Origin of the sequence: Pseudonocardia ailaonensis (genome assembly GCF_039531635.1) — a bacterium.
GTDB classification, from domain to species: domain Bacteria; phylum Actinomycetota; class Actinomycetes; order Mycobacteriales; family Pseudonocardiaceae; genus Pseudonocardia; species Pseudonocardia ailaonensis.
The window spans coordinates 117,318-133,054 of the sequence record NZ_BAAAQK010000012.1 but is presented as its reverse complement, the minus strand read 5'-3'; the positions used below and the strand labels follow the sequence as shown (position 1 = coordinate 133,054).

The window sequence follows — 15,737 nt, the reverse complement described above, 5'->3', positions numbered from 1 at the left end:
CGGCCAGGGCGGCGCGGCGCCCCGCGGGGAGCAGGACGTGGCGGCGGGCGACGCGCGGCGCCGTCCCGGCCGGGACGGCGACGGTCGGCAGGGCGGGGGCGCCGGGGAGCTGCGGCAGCCGCTGCGCCCAGTACTCCCGGTGCCCCACGGGGCGTGGTCGCGCGGCCCGGTCGGCGAGATAGCGGCCGTAGTCGTAGGCGGGCGCGGGAAGATCCACATCGGACGCGAGCTGCGCGAGCAGCATCCGGTAGGACACGGCGTCGGCCGCCACCATGTCGACGTCGAGGTGCAGCCGGGTCCGCCCGCCCGGCAGCAGGCTCAGCGCGACCGTGAAGACCTCGCCGGCCTCGATGTCGAGCACCTGGTGCGAGTAGCGCTCGCGCAGCGCGGCGAGCTCGCGCTCGACCTCGCCGGCGGGCAGCTCGCGCAGGTCGTGCACCACCGGCTCGACCCGCCCGGGCGCCGGCGCGACCTCCCGGGTGCCCTCCGGGGTCACCCGCAGCCGCAGCATGTCGTGGCGGCGGACCAGGCCGGTCAGGGCGCGGGCGACGCCCTCCGGGTCCACACCGGACCCGTCGAACTCCGTGTAGAGGTGCGCCGCGACGCCGCCGAGGTACTGGCCGTCCGTGCGGCCCACCCAGTAGGCGTGCTGCATGGAGCCGAGCGGGCGCTCCCCCGCCGGCTCGGCCGCCGGCAGCCCCGTCGCCGGGACGTCCGGGACCGGTGCGGGCTCCGCCGCCGCCAGGATCCGGGTCCACGCGCCGAGGGTGGGCTGCTCGGCCAGTGTGGCCACCGTGACGTCGAGACCCGCCCGGCGCCAGTCCGCGACCAGTCGCATCAGCATGATCGAGTCGAGGCCGACCTCGATGAGGTCCGTGTCGTCGCGCAGGTTCTCGGGCTCCTCCTCGACGAGCGCGGCCAGGGTGGCGCGCAGGTTCTCGGCGGAGGGCGGGCGGGCGGTCATCGGTCACCTCGGGCAGTTCCGGCGAGCCGGCGGCGCAGCAGCGCGCGCCGGTCGGGACGGGTGGTGGTCCCCGGGACGGGGGGCGGCGCGGGGAGGGCGGCCCGGTCGAGCTTCCCGTTGGGGGTGAGCGGGAGCTCCGCGATCGGGACGACGAGCGCGGGCACCATGTGGGCGGGCAACCGCTCGGCGGCGTGCGCACGGACCGCGGCGAGCTCCCGCTCGGCGAGCGGCCCGGCCACCACGTGGGCGACGAGCCGCTGGTCCCCGGACACGGCCACCGCGCAGGCGGCGACGAGCGGGTGCGTGGCGACGGCCGCCTCGACCTCGCCGAGCTCGATCCGGAAGCCCCGCAGCGTGACCTGCGCGTCCGCGCGGCCGGCGAAGGTCAGCGCGCCGTCGCGCCGCACGGCGAGGTCGCCGGAGCGGTAGGCGCGGGTGCCCCCGGGAGCGGCGACGAACCGCGTCGCGGTGAGCCCCGGCCGGCCCCCGTACCCGCGGGCCAGCTGCGGGCCGGCGACGTACATCTCGCCGGCCTCCGCCGCGGCCAGCCGGTCGTCCCGCAGCGAGACGGACAGGCCCGCGAGCGGCTCCCCGATCGTCGCCGGCGAACCGGGCGCGGTGTCGGCGTGCGTGACGTGCACCGTGGTCTCGGTGATGCCGTACATGTTGACCAGCCGCGGCAGCGTCGCGAGCCGGCCGTGCAGCCGCGCGGGATCGAGCGCCTCCCCGCCGAACACGACGGTCCGGACCGGCAGCGGCGGCTCCCCGGCGGCCTCCCGGTCCGCCTCGGCCCGCATCAGGCGGTCGAACGACGACGGCGTCTGGCTCAGCACGGTGACACCGTGCGCGGCGAGGGCACCCAGCAGGTCGGCCGGGGACCAGGTCAGCTCCGTGGGGACGACGAGGGTCGCGCCCCCGGTCACCAGTGGGCCCCAGATCTCCCACACCGAGAAGTCGAACGAGGCGGAGTGGCAGCAGGCCCACACGTCACCCGGTCCGGCGGCGTAGACCCGGGCCGTGGCCGCGAACAGGGCCGCGGCGCTCGCGTGCGGCACCAGGACACCCTTGGGCACGCCCGTGGAACCGGACGTGTAGATCACGTACGCCGTGGTGTCCGGGTCGATCGCCGGCAGCACGCCATCGGCCCCCGGCTGACCGGCATCGGCCCCCGGCAGCGCGGCATCGGCGGTCTCCCCCGCGACGGGCACGGGGGTGATGTCCCCGGCACCCGCCGGGGCGCCCGCCCCGTCCACCACGATCGCGACCGGCGAGGCGTCGGCCAGCATGAACGCCGTCCGGGCGGCCGGGTAGGCGCGGTCGAGCGGCAGGTACGCCGCACCGGACCGGACCACCCCGAGCACGGCGACGACGAGCTCGACGGTGCGGCCCACTGCCACGCCCACGATCCGCTCGGGCCCCGCGCCGGCCGCGACGAGCCGGCGCGCGAGCCGGTCGGCCCGGGCGTCGAGCTCGGCGTAGGTCAGCCGGTCCGGCCCCGAGACGACGGCCGTCGCCCCCGGGTCCCGGGCGAGCGCGGCCGCGAACAGCGCGGGGAGGGTGCGCGGGTGGGGCGCCGCGCGCGGAGCGGAGAGCACCGTCAGGCCCCCGGGACGAGGGTCCGGCTGACGCTGCGCAGCTTCTCGCAGGTCTCCTCGTACTCGCGCGCGGGCGTCGACGCGCCGACGATGCCCGCTCCGGCGCGCAGCCAGGTCCGGCCGTCGCGCTGGTAGATCGAGCGGAGCACCAGCGCCGCGTCGAGGCCGCCGTCCGCCCCGACCTGCAGGACGGCGCCGCTGTAGAGCCCGCGGTGCCCCTCGTGACGCAGGATCGACTCGCACGCCTCGGCCTTCGGCACCCCGGAGGCCGTGACCGCGGGGAACAGGGCGGCGAAGGCGTGCCAGGCGTTGCGGTCCTCGCGCAGCCGCCCGCTCACCCGCGACGCCAGGTGCTGGACGCTCCCCCGCTCCCGGACCGCCATGAACTCGGTGACCGAGACCGATCCGTCCGCGCAGACGGTGCGCAGTTCGTCCTGGGCGATGTACACCGAGATCGCGTGCTCGAAGATCTCCTTCGGATCGGTGAGCAGCTCGGCCCGGCGATCGGCGTCCGTGCCGTCGCCCTCCAGTGCCCGGGTGCCCGCGAGCGGCTGGGTGGACACGCCACCCAGACCGTCGACCTCGACGATCGTCTCGGGGCTGAACCCCGCCGCCCGGATCCCACCCAGATCGAGCAGGAACGACCGCGCGGGGGTGTTCGCCGCGCGGCCGGCCTCGAAGCTCGCGGCCAGGTCGATCGCGGGGCCGACGAGGAGCTCGCGGGAGAGGATCACCTTCTGCAGCTCACCGGCGTTGATGTCCCGCACCGCGGAGGCGACGGCCTCCTGGTAGCTCTCCGCGCCCGGGCCGTCCACGACGATCTCCGCCGGCTCCCGGTGGGCGATCGGATCGGCCGTCGCCGCGGCGGCGGCCATCCAGTCGAGATCCGACTCGTCGACGGCCGAGAACGCGACGAGATCGTCGCCGATCCGGGCATCGGCCCGCGGCACGATCAGGTGCAGCAACGGACCCGCGTCGTCGATCTCCCCGCCGGGAACCGCCGGACCGCCCGATCCGTGCAGGAGATGACTGAGCTCGAACGCCGCCCATCCGTAGGCGTGGGTCCCGGCGACCAGGTCCGCGACCTGCTGCAGCGGCTCGGCTCCGACGGGGATGTCGGTCCAGTCGCCGTCCCCGCGACGGACGCGCACGGCGTCCCGGTGGAGCACGACCTCGGCCGCCGCCCCCAGCGCGAACGACCACCGGCCGTTGCGCTCGTAGAGCATGTAGGGCCCGGCCGACCGGGCGTCCGCGGCCCGGGCCAGCGCGATGCCGACCGTGCGCGCGGGGCGGCCGGCCGCCACGGTGCGCTCGGACCGCGGCGCGCCGGCTCCCCGGAGGGCCGACGGCGCGAGCGAAGCCTCGATGGTCATCGCCGGCCTACGCGGAGTGGGCCGCGTCGGAGCGCGCCTTCTCGTCGCGCTCCATGCGCTCGACGAGGCTGCGGGGGCGCATGTCGGTCCACGTCCGCTCGATGTACTCCAGGCACGACGACCGGGACTCCGGTCCGTGCTCGACCGTCCACCCCGACGGGACCTCCGCGAAGGTGGGCCAGAGGGAGTACTGGCCCTCGTCGTTCACGAGCGCGTAGAAAACGCCGTTCTCGTCGTCGAAGGGGTTGCTGGACATCAAGGAACTCCTCGTGACCGTCCGGATGCCACCGATGGCGGCGCCTGAGCGAAGTAAGCCTAACCAAAGCAAGGCTGCCCGGAATGCTCCGATTCAGCGATCACGGGCGATGGTCGTCACATGATCGACGTGCCACGGAAACACCCGTACGCGGCTCAGCCGCGACCCCGGCGCCACTCCCGGGCCAGCAGCCAGGCGAGGTAGAGCCCGCCCACCAGCCCGGTTCCGAGACCGACCGGCAACGGCCGCGACTCGATGAGCCGCTGCGCGAGGACGTCGCTGGCGACGAGCAGCACGGCCCCCATCAGCCCGGCGGTGACCAGGCCCGCGCCCTCCGTGCGGCTCAGCCTGCGCGCGAGCTGCGGCGCGGCCAGTGCCACGAAGGAGATCGGGCCGGCCGCGGCGGTCGCGACGGCCGCCAGCCCGACGCCGACGACGACCATCACCACCGTCGTCCCCTGGACGGGGACCCCGCGGGCGCGGGCCGCCTCCGGGCCCATCTCGAGCATCGACAGCCGCCGCCCGAAGCCCACCGCGACCGGCAGCAGGACGGCCAGCGCGACGGCCACGCCCAGGGCGTTCGTCCACGTCCGGCCGTTCAGGCTGCCCACCTGCCAGACCTGCGCCTCCAGGGCGACCTGCAGCCGCGCGCGGGCGATCAGGTAGCTGTTGACCGCCTCGATGACGGCGGTGATGCCGATCCCGACGAGGATCAGCCGGAAGCCGTCGACCCCGCGGCGGTAGGCCAGCGCGTACACGAGCACCGCCGTGAGCAGGCCGCCGACCACGGCGGCCACCGAGGTCCCGGTCGCACCGGCCCGGAAGATCAGGATCGCCAGGACGCCACCCGTCGCCGCACCCGTCGTGAAGCCGATGATGTCCGGGCTCCCCAGGGGGTTGCGCGAGATCGTCTGGAAGATCGCGCCGCTGGCCCCGAGCGCGACGCCCACCACGACGGCGGTCGCCAGCCGCGGCAGCCTCAGCCCGAGCACGGCGTAGTCCGTCCCCGCACGCCCCTGCCCGAGCAGGCTCGCGAGCACCTCGCCCGGTGCGATCGCCACGGGGCCGGTCAGCAGGGCCGCGAAGCCCAGCAGCACGAGCGCGACCAGCAGGAGGACGGCGGCCCGGGCGGCGCGACGCTCCCAGCGCACCGACAGCCCCCCGGCGCGCAGCACCCGGGCCGGGCGCCGCCTGCGCACCGGCGGCTCGGCGACGGCGGTGTCCACGGTGGCGCTCACAGCTGCGCGATCCGGCGCCGGCGGCAGAGCAGCACGAAGACCGGGGCGCCGAGGAACGCCGTGACGATGCCGACCTCCAGCTCGCCCGAGGGCAGCGCCACGCGCCCGACGACGTCCGCCGCGAGGAGCAGGACCGGGGCCAGGACCATCGAGTACGGCAGCACCCAGCGCTGGTCGGGTCCGACGATCATGCGGGCGACGTGCGGCACCGTCAGGCCGACGAAGCCGATCGGGCCCACCGCCGCCGTCGCCACCCCGCAGAGCAGGGTGACGGCGATCCCGGTGAGCAGCCGGGTGCGCCCGAGCCGGACGCCCAGGGCGGCGCCGGTCTGGTCGCCCAGCGCCAGGGCGTTGAGCGCGCGGCCGAGGCCGAGCGCCAGCACGATCCCCACCAGCAGGAACGGCGCCAGGGTCACCACGATGTCCATCCTGCGACCGGCCAGCGAGCCGATCGCCCAGAACCGGAAGGAGTCGAAGGTGTCCGGGGACAGCAACAGCACCGTGGAGACGAAGGAGACGAGCACCGCGCTGACCGCCGCGCCCGCGAGCACGGTCCGCTCCGGGGAGACGACGCGGCCGGTGGCACCGAGCAGGTACACGACCACGGCGGCCGCGGCAGCGCCGGCGAACGCGAACCAGACGTAGCCTGCCGGCGTCGTCACCCCGAACACGGCGATGGCGAGGACGACGGCGGCCGACGACCCGGCGTTCACCCCCAGGATGCCGGGATCGGCCAGCGGGTTGCGGGTCAGCCCCTGCATCAGCGCCCCGGTGAGCCCCAGCGCCGCCCCGACCCCGAGGCCGATCAGGGTGCGCGGGATCCGCAGGTCGGCGACGATGAAAGCCTGGTCCGAGCCGTCGTCCGTCCACAGTGCCCGCCAGACCGTGCCGAGCGGGATGCCCTGGGCGCCGACGGCGAGGCTGAACAGGCAGAGGACCGCCAGGACCGCGACGGCGACCACGAGCCAGGACGAGCGGGTCGCGAGGCCGCGCCGCGGACGGACGGCGGCGGGACGCGGCGCGGTGAGCGTCACGTGTCCGCTCCGGCCGGCAGCACCGTGCGCCGCCCGGACCAGCGCGGGACGATCATCGGCGTGCCGGACTCGGGGTCCGGCACCACCCGGCAGTGCACGCCGAACGTCTCCTCCACCAGCTCCGCGGTGACGATCTCCGTGGGCGCGCCCTGCGCCAGGATCCGGCCCTCGCGCATGACGACGAGCGTGGTCGCGTAGCGGCAGGCCTGGTTGAGGTCGTGCAGCACCGCGACGAGCGTGTGCCCGCGCTCCTCGTGCAGCACCGCGCAGAGGTCGAGGACCTCGATCTGGTGGGCGATGTCGAGGAACGTCGTCGGCTCGTCGAGCAGCAGGATCGAGGTCTCCTGGGCGAGCACCATCGCGAGCCACACCCGCTGGCGCTGCCCGCCGGACAGCTCGTCGACGTAGCGGTCCACGAGGTCCGCGGTGCGGGTGAGCTCCAGCGCCGCGGCCACCGCCGCCTCGTCCCGGGGCGACCACTGCCGCAACAGCTTCTGGTGCGGGTAGCGGCCGCGTGCCACGAGCCCGCCGACGGTGATGCCCCCGGGGGCGATCGAGGTCTGGGGCAGCAGCCCGAGCCGGCGCGCGACCTCCTTGGTGGAGTACCCCTGGATCAGCGCGTGATCGAGATGGATGGTTCCCGACTCCGGCGCGAGGATCCGCGCCAGGGCCTTGAGCAGCGTGGACTTGCCACAGGCGTTGGGCCCGACGATGACCGTGAACCCGGAGTCCGGGATGTCGATCGACAGGTCCCGGACGACCGTCCGCTCGTCGTAGGAGAGCGTGAGGCCCTCCCCGCGCAGGCGCGAACCCTGCGTCTCCCCCATCAGTCCTCCTGCGGATCAGTGAAGGTGAGGCTAACCGACGTTCCGGCGCGGGACCACGCCGATCCGGATCACAGCGCGGGAGGCGAACGGGTGGTCCAGCGGCCGGTCGTGCGTTCCCGGCCCCGGACGGCTACCGTGCGGCCGTGGCGGACGATCCGGCGGCGCGCGTGGCGGATCCCGGAGCCCTGCTCCCGGACGCCGCGAAGGCGCCCCGCACGCCCCGGGTGCTCCTGGTCGACGACGACTCCGGGGACGCCCTGATCGTCACCGAGCTGTTCGCCGAGGTCGGCGACATCACCGACGTCGTCCACGTCCAGAACCTGGCGGACGCGATCGTGCACCAGGGCGACGCGGACTGCGTGCTGCTCGACCTCAACCTCCCCGACGCCGACGGGCTCGACGGCCTCACCCGCCTCCTCGGCGCCGAGGACCATCCGGCGATCATCGTGCTGACCGGCGACGTCGACGAGAAGCGCGGCCGGGCCGCCGTCGCAGCCGGGGCCGAGGACTTCCTGGTCAAGGACCGCATCGACGGTCGCTCACTGACCCGCGCGGTGCAGTACGCGGTCGAGCGCCGCCGTGCGGAGGCCCTCGACCGCCAGCTGCACGAGGCCCGGGTGCACGAGCGGGAGAACCGCCGGCTCGGGCGCGGGCTGCTGCCCACCGCCCTGCTGCGCGACCCGGCCGTCACCGTCACGGCCCGCTACCAGCCGGGCGCGCGCCGGCTGCTGCTCGGCGGCGACTTCTACGACGCCGTGGAGACCGACGACGGCACCCTCAACCTCATCATCGGCGACGTCAGCGGGCACGGGCCGGACGAGGCCGCGATCGGCGTCAGCCTCCGGATCGCCTGGCGCACACTGATCCTCGCCGGCATGCCCGCCGCTCACGTGCTCCCGCTGCTGGACCGGGTGCTGGCCACCGAGCGCCACGACCCGATCCTGTTCACCACCGTCGCGATGGTCTCCGTGGCCGCCGACCGCAGCCATCTCGACCTCTACCTCGCCGGGCATCCGCCGCCCGTCCTCGTCGACACGGGCGAGGCCGGCGGCCCCACCGTTCCCCGGCTGCTACCCGACCACCATCTCGGGGTCCCGCTCGGCGTGCGCCTCGGCACCACCTGGCCCGCGGTCGAGATCCCGCTGCCCGAGCGCTGGGCGCTGCTGCTCTACACGGACGGGCTCGTCGAGGCCCGGGACGAGCGCGGCGAGGTGCTGTGGACCGACGGCCTGCTCGAGCTCCTCGGCACCCAGCTCGGCGCCGTCGGGCCGGCCTGGGCCGAGAACCCCGACGGGGCCCTCGACGCCCTCATGACCAGCGTCGACGAGCGGACCCCGCTGCGCGGCGACGACCGCGCCCTCGCGCTGGTCGCCTATGCGCCCTCGGTCTCCCAGCAGCGGATGTCGTGGAAGCACGAGCCCACGCCCGGGTCGTGCGCCGCCGTCCGCCGCGACCTGCGGGACTTCCTGCACTCCGCCGGCATCGACGACGACAGCACGGACGACGCGACCATGATCGCGAGCGAGCTCGCGAGCAACGCCGTCGACCACGCCCGCACCCCGTACCGGCTCACCGCCACCCTGACCGACGAGTCGCTGCGCCTCGAGGTCACGGACGGCTCGGCCGCCCCGCCGCGGCTGCAGGCCCTCGACGTCCACGCCGTCCGGGGCCGGGGCCTGCAGATGGTCGACGACCTGGCCACCGGCTGGTCCTTCCACCACCACGACGAGGGCAAGACGGTGGTGGCCGACCTCCCCGTCACCCGGCGCTGAGCCACCGGGGGCCGACGGCGCGCACGAGGTCGGCGCCGGGCCGTCGCGGATCTCCTTGCGTCCTCAGCGCCCGACGACGTGCAGGGTGGGCCGGTAGACGAGCTCCTGGATGTCGTGGTCGAGCGTCCGCTGCTCGAGCAGTTCCAGGTCGAAGTCGGCCGCGCCGCCGAAGACCGGGTCCGTCCCGGTCCTGCCGGTGATCACCGGGAAGACCGTCACCTGCACGCGGTCGACCAGGCCGGCGGCCAGCAGCGCCCAGTTCAGCGACAGGCTCCCGTGCGAGCGCAACGGCACCGGGGACTCCTGCTTGAGCCGCGCGACGACCTCGACGGCGTCGCCACCCACGACGGTGGCGTCGGGCCAGTCCAGGGGTCCTTCCAGCGTCGAGGAGACGACGGTGGCCGGCATGCCCCGCATCCGGCCGACCCAGCGGTCGCGCACGTCGTCGCCCTCGGAGCTCGCGGCCAGCATGTCCACGAACTGCCGGAAGGTGGTGCCCCCGAACACCATCCGCTGCTCGGCCTCGAACGAGGCGAGCCGGTGGTCGAGCAGCTCCGGGCCCTGCTTGCCCCAGTAGCCGCCCCAGTCGCCGTCACCCCCGTAGGAGCCGTATCCGTCGAGGCTGGAGAAGACGTCGAACGTGTAGGTGGCGGTCATCGAGGGCCTCCGGTCGGTGACGGACCGGCCTGCTGCCGATCCTCCGGTCATGCAGGGGCAGACCCCGCCGGCATCCCGGACTCATCGCTCCCCCGTCGACCGTCACCCGTGCCGCGGCGTGACGGCCGGGAGGGTCACTCGTACACCTGGCCGATGACGCACGGATCGTGGCTGGGGAGGACGAGATCGGCGCGGTCGGCGAGCCGCGCCATGCTCTCGTAGAACTCGTCGAGGTTGACGTGCACGCCGGGAGGGGTCCAGTCCTCGAGCGTGCGGCCCGTCCACGACTCCTGCAGCGGCAGGTTGTCCGAGGCGATGGCGACCACCCCGGATCCCGTGGTGACGAGGGTGGCCTGGGTGCCCGGGCTGTGCCCGGGCGTCTTGAGCAGGCGACAGTCGCGGGTGAGCCGGAAGTCGCCGTCGACGACCTTCACGTTGCGGTACCCGCGGTCGAAGGCCGGCAGCAGCCTGTGCAGCACGGTCGCGTCGTAGAGCCGGCTGTGGGCGGGATAGGGCGCCGCCGCGTAGGCCAGCTCCGCGCGCTGGATGTAGATCTCCGCCTTCGGGAACAGGTCCAGCTCCAGCCCGAGGCAGTGGTCCCAGTGCAGGTGCGTCTGCACGACGACGTCCACGTCGTCGATGTCCACACCGTGCTTCTCGAGCGCCGCCGCGGGATGCTGCTCCGGGCTCTGGACGAGGGTGCGCCCGTGCCGCTCCGCCACCAGCTCCGGGGTGCCCGGGCCGACGTCGACCACGATCGTCGCCTCCTCGGACTGCACGAGCCACAGCACGGCCTGCGTGCAGATGTGCTCGCCGAAGCCCCGCATGTACTGCTGCCCGGAGCGCTCGACGTCCGTGATGTGCCCGCAGTCGAGGGGCGTGATCCTGGCCGGCATGGTGGCGGTTCCCTTCGGGAGGACGAGACGGTCAGGGGAGCTCGAGGAGGAACTGCAGGCCGCGGCGGCGGTAGTGGGCGGGCCTGCCCCACAGCACCTCGTACTCCCCCCAGCGGTCCGCCACCGTCGTCGACCCGATGTAGGCCTCGAGCAGCTCGAGCGACGCGAACTCGTGGAGGACGACGTAGTGGATGTCGTGGTCGGCGTCGTTCAGGACGCGGTAGCGCCTGGTCGCCACCACACCGGGGACGTTCGCGAGCACGTCGGGCATGTGCACCTCGTGGTACCAGGTGTTCCACTCCTCCTCCCGGCCCGCCGGCACCGGGAGCTCCACCATCAGCAGCGAGCTGGTCATCGGGTTCCGCCTCCTGGGACGTCGGTGGGCGGGCCCAGCATCCGCCGCCGGTTGCGGACCCCCCACCGCTCGAGGTACTCCGCCGTCTTCGTGGCCGGGACGGCGCCGTTGCCGAACCGCTCGAGATCGGCCGCGGCCGGGAACTCGTAGAACACCAGGTGCTCGTCGGGGTCCGCCCGCCGGAGCGGCGCGAACCGGTGGCCGACCGTGATGGCCCGCTCGAGGGTCAGCACCGTCGGCATGTGGTGATCGTCGTACCACCGGCTCCATTCGTCGAGCCGGCCCGCCGGGACGGGCAGCACGACCGACATGAGGTGCGCGGGGCGCGTCCGGAGCGCGGCGGACAGCGGGACCTGGACGGCCTCCCCCGCCGCGTCGCGGGCCATGCGGTGCACCGCCTGCAGCGCGCGGACGGCCCAGCCGGCCGCCAGCGCGTCGACCGCGTCCGCCACCGCCACCGCCGCGGGGGCGTCCGGGGTCTCCAGCAGCACGACCTGCTCCGCCTCCGGGGTGCGGTACCCGGTGGCCGTGACGACCGGGAACGCCGCGAGGAGCGTCCGCACCCGGTCGTCGGCGAGGAGGTCGTCCGGGCTGCCCGGTTCGACCATGACCACGCTCGCGCGCATGCGTTCCCTCCGGGATCCGGTCGGCTTCGTGGTCGGGCGTGCTCAGGCGTTCCGACGGGGCAGGACGACGACCGCCGAGCCCTCCGAGGTCTGCTCCCCGAGCTGGTTGGTCGCCCGGAGGCTGATGCCGACGCGCCCCGTCGCGACGTCGACGGACTCCACCGTGCCGCCGCAGCGGGCGATGTCGCCGAAGACGTCCGGACGGCGCAACCGGACCTTGTACTCCACCAGCTCCCCCGCGTCGCCCATCCAGTTGAGGACGCTGTGGGCGAGCCATCCGCACTTCTGCGGCCCGTTGCCGTAGGCGCCCGGCATGCCGATCTCGCGGGCGACGTCCGCGTTCTGGTGCCCGAGGCTCGGCAGCACCCGCTCGGAGAAGTACGTGGGGTCGTAGTTGTTCGGCAGCCGCTCCGGGTCGTTCAGCGCCCAGTACCGGTACCACCAGGCGACCTCGTCGGCCTTGTAGCCGGGCGAACCGATGCAGCCCGCGTAGTACGCGGTCATCGTGATCTGGTGCAGCGGTCCCTTGAGGACGGTCGGCACCGGGTCCCCGACGGTGACGTCGTCGGCGTAGCGGGGGTCCGCGCCACGGACGACCTCGGCGCGGGCCTCCTCCCCGAAGGCGTCCATCTCCGCGTCGCTGTACGCGGCGGCCTCGCGGGCCTCGTACCTCAGGCCGCCGTCGACCCCCGAGCGCGGGACCCGGAAGGTCGACGCCAGCGCCTCGGCCACCAGCACGCCGTCCGACGCCCGGGTGTAGCGGGTGGTCACCCGCTGGATGGCGAAGCGCGACGCCGTCCCGCCGGCGTGCACCGTGACCGGGCCCATCACGGCCTCGGGGACGAGGCGGTCGCCGCGCCGGATGCGCTCGTGGAAGGTCCACTCGGTGCCGGCGTAGATCGGCTGGACGCCCTCGAAGCCCAGGCCGATCGCCCCGTCGTAGAGGGAGTAGAGGAAGGTCGGCGGAGCGATCACGTCCCCGTACGGGGTCGAGCGGGCGTACTCCTCGTCCGTCCACAGCGGATTGCGGTCGCCGACGCCGTGGGCGTAGTGGCGGATCGTGTCGAGCGTGGCCTCGTGGTTCCAGGGCTCCACGCGCAGCGGCCGGCCCTCGAGCTCCGCAGCCGCCTCCACCATCTCGTCGGTCATGGCGACCTGGTAGTCCAGCTGGCTCATTGCGCTCCTTCGCTAGGGTCGAGATAGGTCACGACGTCCACCGCGGTCACTCCCTGCCCGGCGGCGTGGACGAGGACCGGGTTGAACTCCGCGAGCCGCAGACCGGGGACGTGCTCGCCCCGTTCCCGGACCTCGCGGACGAACTGCAGCAGCGCCTCGGCGTCCCCCGGCTCCTCGCCCCGCCAGCCGGCGAGGACCTTCCCGACGGCGGACTCGCGCAGGGCGCCGACCCAGCCCTCGTCGTAGTCCGTGAGGACGAGGGTCGCCGAGGAGCCGAGCTCCACCTGCACGCCGCCGAGCCGGCAGAGGGCGACCGTGCCGAGCTCGGGATCGCGCACCACCGACACCAGCACCTCGGTGCCGGGCCGGGACATCGCCTGGGCCACCACGCGGTCACCACCGGCGGCGCAGATCGCCGAGATCCGCCGGTAGGCCTCGCGCACCGCGGCCTCGTCGGTGAGCCCGACCGCGACCGCGCCGAGCTCGGTCCGGTGGGCGATCGCCGATCCCTCGGCCTTGACCACCACCGGGCCACCCGCCTCCGCGAGGAAGGCCACGGCGTCGGCCTCGTCGGCCACGACGCGGACCGGCGGCATCCAGCCGGACAGGACACCGCCCAGCACGTCGCCCGACGCGACCACGCCGAGCTGTCGGGCGGCCGCCCCGTCGTGGTCGTCGTGGCCGGGGTCCGGCTCGGCGGCCGGCACGTCGGGCCCGGCACCGCTCCACACCGCCAGCGCCCGGACCGCGGTGTAGGGCGACCGCAGCACCGCGACGCCCTGCTCGGTGAGCCGGCGAGCCTGCTCCGGCGTGAACGACTCCGCCGCGCTGAGGTGCGTGAGGGCGACGGGCCGGTCCGAGTGCAGGTGCCGGCTGATCGACTCGTAGTCGTGGGCGAGGGTCGTCGTCACGATCATCGTCGCGTCGCCGCCGTCCGAGCCGGTGACGACCTTGACCACCTGCTCGAACACCGCCGGGTCGCCCAGCACCGGCACGTCGAGCGGGTTGGCAGGCTCGTCCCCGCTGTAGGACGGGACGAGGCGGGCCAGCTCCGCCGTGACCTGCTCGTCGAGTGACGCGAGCGCCAGCGACGGATGGCGGGCGATGTGGTCCGCCGCCACGACTCCCATCGCCCCCGACACCGTCACCACGGTGACCCTGGCGGGCGCGTCCGACGGCGGGCGCGGGGGCGCGACCGAGAGGAAGGTCAGGGTCTCGACCAGCTCGTCGACGGAGTCCACGATCTCGACGCCGATCTCCCGTAACCCGGCGAGACCGATCTCGCTGTCGCCGACCACGCGTCCGGTGTGTCCGAGCGCGGCGGCCTTCCCGCTGCCCGAGGAGGCCGAGCGGATCGCGACGACCCGCTTGCCGGTCGCCCGGATCGCCTCGGCCAGCGGCCTGCGGAACCCCGGGTCGGTGATCCCCTCCAGGAACAGCCCGACGACCTTGCAGTCCGCCCGGTGCACCAGCGCGGTCGCGACCTCGAGCGCCCCGACGTCGAGCTCGTCGCCGGTGCTGAACCAGTGGCCCACCCCGACGCCCCGCGCCTGCAACGTCATCAGGATGCCGTTGCCGACGGCGCCGGACTGGGTGACGAGCCCGATGTTGCCGGGCGCGGGCGGTCCGTCGAGCAGCACGCTCGAGAACGTCGTCCAGGACCTCGTGACCGTGCTCAGCACACCGACCGAGTTCGGGCCCACCAGGCGGGTGCCCGGGTGGTCGGCGACCAGCGCCGCGAGGCTCCGGCGCCGTTCCTGCCCGCCGGAACCCTCGAACCCCGAGGCGACGCTGATCACCGCCGGGATCCCGAGATCGATGCACTCCCGGACGACGGGCCGCACCGCGTCGCCCTGGACCATCGACATCACCAGGTCGACCGGTCCGTCGATCTCCGCCAGCGACCGGTACGCGCGCAGGCCGTGCAGCTCGGCCGCCGAGGGGTGCACGAGCACGACCTCGCCGCCGAACCCGTAGCGCCGCAGGTACACCGCGGGCCGCACCGTGATCGAGGAGTCGTTCCGGGATGCGCCGACGACGGCGATCCGGCGGGCGCCGACGAACCGCTCGACGACGTCAGCAGAGTCAGTCATGGAGTGCCGTCCCGTGTCCGCGCTCGTCATTGAACTACCACTTCAATTTCTACAGTGAGAGTAGCCAGCCTCGCGAGGCCGAGTCAAGAAGTCCGGAGTGGACCCAGCTGCGCCCGAAGCGTTCGGGCGCAGCCGGACTCGCGGACGCCGACAGCAGCGATGAACCGTCGGTTCATCGCTGCGGTGGGGCCCCGTCAGAAGGTCGGCGGGGTGATGATCCAGAGCGCCACGAGGTCCTGCGGCCCGCCGCTCACCCAGCGGTGCGGCAGGTGGCTCGGGAAGTAGATGGCGTCCTGCTTCTCCAGCAGCCATTCCTCGTCGCCGACCCAGAAGCGCATCGTCCCCGCGATGACGACTCCGCACTCCTCGCCCTCGTGCTGGTGGGGATGGCCGCCCGAGCCGCTCCCCGGCGGGGCCTCGACCCAGATGACCTCCATCTGCATCCGGAGGTTGGGCGAGAGCAGCTCGTTGGCGATGTTGGACCCGGGGTAGACGACCCGGCGGCGGTTCCCCGCGCGCAGCACGCTGACCTCGCCCGGCTCCCCCGAGTCGAGGGTGGGGGTCCGCTCGTCCTGCAGCAGCGAGCCGACCGTGATCCCGAGCGCGCTGGACAGCGTCTTGAGGCTGGCCAGGGTGGGGTTGGCGACGCCGCGTTCGACCTGGCTGACGTAGCTCGTCGACACGTTGGCACGTTCGGCCAGCTGGGCCAGCGTCATCTTGCGCTCGAGCCGGTGTTCGCGCAGCATCCGACCGACATCGGCCTCCGTGCTGGTCGACGGCTCTCCCGCGTCGTCCGCCATCTCCTTCTCCCCAAGGCCTTCATCGGGTGTGCCGTCCGCTCGCGGTCGGCTCCACCCGTCGTCGCAAGCTAGCAC

At 74.2% G+C, this 15,737-nt stretch carries 15 protein-coding genes; 1 reads left to right on the top strand and 14 read right to left on the bottom strand.

Annotated elements, in window-relative coordinates; all coding sequences use genetic code 11:
• The 7 genes from ABD324_RS19310 to ABD324_RS19280 form a co-directional block, all read right to left on the bottom strand.
• On the bottom strand, positions 1 to 964 hold a 964-nt coding region (locus tag ABD324_RS19310), incomplete at its 3' end, for a phosphopantetheine-binding protein (protein ID WP_344418719.1).
• Complete coding sequence (locus tag ABD324_RS19305) at positions 961 to 2,559, bottom strand: amino acid adenylation domain-containing protein (RefSeq protein WP_344418716.1); 1,599 nt, start codon at positions 2,557 to 2,559, stop codon at positions 961 to 963. The genes ABD324_RS19305 and ABD324_RS19310, both read right to left, overlap by 4 nt.
• A 2-nt stretch (positions 2,560 to 2,561) precedes the next feature.
• Positions 2,562 to 3,932, bottom strand: a complete 1,371-nt coding sequence (locus ABD324_RS19300; protein ID WP_344418713.1) for a salicylate synthase — start codon at positions 3,930 to 3,932, stop codon at positions 2,562 to 2,564.
• Positions 3,933 to 3,939: 7 nt separating this feature from the next.
• Positions 3,940 to 4,188 carry an MbtH family protein gene (locus tag ABD324_RS19295; protein WP_344418710.1) on the bottom strand — a complete coding sequence of 83 codons (249 nt, stop codon included), beginning with the start codon at positions 4,186 to 4,188 and terminating at the stop codon, positions 3,940 to 3,942.
• A 155-nt stretch (positions 4,189 to 4,343) separates the two neighbouring features.
• Positions 4,344 to 5,426, bottom strand: a complete 1,083-nt coding sequence (locus tag ABD324_RS19290; RefSeq protein ID WP_344418707.1) for a FecCD family ABC transporter permease — start codon at positions 5,424 to 5,426, stop codon at positions 4,344 to 4,346.
• Entirely contained in the window at positions 5,423 to 6,460 is a 1,038-nt protein-coding gene (locus ABD324_RS19285; RefSeq protein ID WP_344418704.1) for a FecCD family ABC transporter permease, read from the bottom strand. Before ABD324_RS19285 ends, ABD324_RS19290 begins: the two co-directional genes overlap by 4 nt.
• Complete coding sequence (locus ABD324_RS19280; RefSeq protein ID WP_344418701.1) at positions 6,457 to 7,287, bottom strand: ABC transporter ATP-binding protein; 831 nt, start codon at positions 7,285 to 7,287, stop codon at positions 6,457 to 6,459. Before ABD324_RS19280 ends, ABD324_RS19285 begins: the two co-directional genes overlap by 4 nt.
• 143 nt (positions 7,288 to 7,430) lie before the next feature.
• Between ABD324_RS19280 and ABD324_RS19275 the strand changes: the two genes are divergently transcribed.
• Entirely contained in the window at positions 7,431 to 9,059 is a 1,629-nt protein-coding gene (locus ABD324_RS19275) for an ATP-binding SpoIIE family protein phosphatase (protein ID WP_344418697.1), read from the top strand.
• A 63-nt stretch (positions 9,060 to 9,122) separates the two neighbouring features.
• Here ABD324_RS19275 and ABD324_RS19270 read toward each other — a convergent pair whose 3' ends face one another.
• From ABD324_RS19270 to ABD324_RS19240, 7 genes are all read right to left on the bottom strand, one after another.
• On the bottom strand, positions 9,123 to 9,716 hold the full coding sequence (locus ABD324_RS19270; protein ID WP_344418694.1) for a dihydrofolate reductase family protein: 594 nt from the start codon (positions 9,714 to 9,716) through the stop codon (positions 9,123 to 9,125).
• 134 nt (positions 9,717 to 9,850) lie between these two features.
• Positions 9,851 to 10,612 carry an MBL fold metallo-hydrolase gene (locus ABD324_RS19265; protein WP_344418691.1) on the bottom strand — a complete coding sequence of 254 codons (762 nt, stop codon included), beginning with the start codon at positions 10,610 to 10,612 and terminating at the stop codon, positions 9,851 to 9,853.
• A gap of 31 nt (positions 10,613 to 10,643) precedes the next feature.
• Positions 10,644 to 10,967 carry a DUF4286 family protein gene (locus ABD324_RS19260; RefSeq protein WP_344418688.1) on the bottom strand — a complete coding sequence of 108 codons (324 nt, stop codon included), beginning with the start codon at positions 10,965 to 10,967 and terminating at the stop codon, positions 10,644 to 10,646.
• Entirely contained in the window at positions 10,964 to 11,593 is a 630-nt protein-coding gene (locus ABD324_RS19255) for a hypothetical protein (protein WP_344418686.1), read from the bottom strand. Before ABD324_RS19255 ends, ABD324_RS19260 begins: the two co-directional genes overlap by 4 nt.
• 42 nt (positions 11,594 to 11,635) lie before the next feature.
• Positions 11,636 to 12,769, bottom strand: a complete 1,134-nt coding sequence (locus tag ABD324_RS19250; RefSeq protein ID WP_344418684.1) for an FAS1-like dehydratase domain-containing protein — start codon at positions 12,767 to 12,769, stop codon at positions 11,636 to 11,638.
• Positions 12,766 to 14,862 (bottom strand): acetate--CoA ligase family protein, encoded by a 2,097-nt coding sequence (locus tag ABD324_RS19245; RefSeq protein ID WP_344418681.1) that lies wholly within the window; start codon positions 14,860 to 14,862, stop codon positions 12,766 to 12,768. Before ABD324_RS19245 ends, ABD324_RS19250 begins: the two co-directional genes overlap by 4 nt.
• Before the next feature lie 194 nt (positions 14,863 to 15,056).
• Positions 15,057 to 15,662 carry a helix-turn-helix domain-containing protein gene (locus ABD324_RS19240; protein WP_344418677.1) on the bottom strand — a complete coding sequence of 202 codons (606 nt, stop codon included), beginning with the start codon at positions 15,660 to 15,662 and terminating at the stop codon, positions 15,057 to 15,059.
• Between the last annotated feature and the right edge of the window lie 75 nt (positions 15,663 to 15,737).